The sequence below is a fragment of the Alteromonas sp. CNT1-28 genome, assembly GCF_022348345.1.
Classification (GTDB): domain Bacteria; phylum Pseudomonadota; class Gammaproteobacteria; order Enterobacterales; family Alteromonadaceae; genus Alteromonas; species Alteromonas macleodii.
In genome coordinates this window covers 1-1,314 of record NZ_JAKREZ010000094.1, presented here as the reverse complement: position 1 = coordinate 1,314, position 1,314 = coordinate 1, and the positions used below count along the sequence as shown (strand labels likewise).

The 1,314-nt window shown below is 47.8% G+C and carries 1 protein-coding gene; it reads right to left on the bottom strand.

Annotation, left to right across the window (positions count from 1 at the left end):
* Window positions 1–78: 78 nt before the first annotated feature.
* Window positions 79–1,233, bottom strand: a complete 1,155-nt coding sequence (locus MHN02_RS21465) for an IS110 family transposase (RefSeq protein ID WP_061485964.1) — start codon at window positions 1,231–1,233, stop codon at window positions 79–81.
* Window positions 1,234–1,314 lie beyond the last annotated feature (81 nt).

Genomic DNA, 1,314 nt, shown 5'->3' with positions numbered 1-1,314 from the left:
TGATTGCCATCATAACGCCCTCGTAGGTTGTGCCACATTCCGCGGCCTGATCCGAATGCGTTAGCTCAAACTCGTTTATCATGCAGGTACTCGGCTCAGTCTTAGTTTTGGATTAACCGGTATAAGTACCACTTCCTTTGCAATAGCCCAGATGTATGCCGCCATTTCTCTAGCTATTGCGGTAATGATTAAATTGTAGTGCTTACCTTTTTTGCTCATGCGCTGATAGCGTTTGCACAAACGAAGCTGTGCTTTCCAGGCAATATCAACGATGTCTTTAGGTAAGCCTTCCTGCCTTAACTGCAATTCGGTAGAGACATTGGCCGGATAACGGTAGCTGTGCGCCCCCTCAATCAGTAAACGCCTTGCTCGGCCATTTCCTGCTTTTGTAATGGCTCCTAAGTGTCGCTTTCCACCTGATGATTGTTCACTGGGAACTAAGCCCAGATAAGCCATGAGCTTTCTGGGATGGTCGAAGCGGTGTAAGTCACCGAGCTCTGCCACCACACCAACAGCAACGAGCAATCGAACGCCGCGCATCGCCTGAACGGCTTTCACTACTGGATAATAACGCCATTGGTGTACATGGTGGGTTAACTCGTTGTCGAGCCTTTCCAGTCGCCGGATACGTTCCTCAATGGTTTGCAGTTGTTCCTGCAAGACAATTTGCTGGGCTGGGTGAGGCAAAATCAGTTCGGTGAGCCAGCGCAGATGCTTCTTCGACCAGTTGGCAGTGCCTTCATAACGTATGTTGTTGCGAAGTAATAAGGCTTTGAGTTGATACTTTGCTTCTTTTAAATCCTTCATTGCGGCTTCTCGAGCTCGAGATAAATCCCGCACAGCTTCATCTTCCGGTTCGGGCACATAGATGGGTGTAAGGTCTTCAGACTTTAGCGACCTAACGAGTTTAAGCGCATCTCGGCGGTCGGTTTTAATTCGCTCTCCTGGCTTTTTGGGAATAAGAGACGGAGCCACGACATAGCAACAATGCCCAAGACTGGTAACGAGACGATATATCCAGTAGCCACATGGACCTGCTTCGTAAACAACGTGAAGTGTTGCACCAGGGTATTTTGATTCAAACTGGCGGAGCAGCTTTTTAACACTGACCTTAGATGAAGGAATACGCCCATAATGAACCGGCGTCGCTCCACGCTGTTCTTCACAATAAGCAACCTCATGAAACTCTTTATGCGTATCCAACCCGATAAAAACCATGCTATGTTTGTTCATGCTAGCCTCCAAATGATTTAGTCTTAAGCAAACTAATTATGGCACTGGCTTTCAGCTAACCCACGAAAATGCGGAGGCTAG

Excerpts from the sequence above, each read along its gene's own strand:
- MHN02_RS21465 (WP_061485964.1), bottom strand. The coding sequence starts at position 1,233 with ATGAACAAACATAGCATGGTTTTTATCGGGTTGGATACGCATAAAGAG.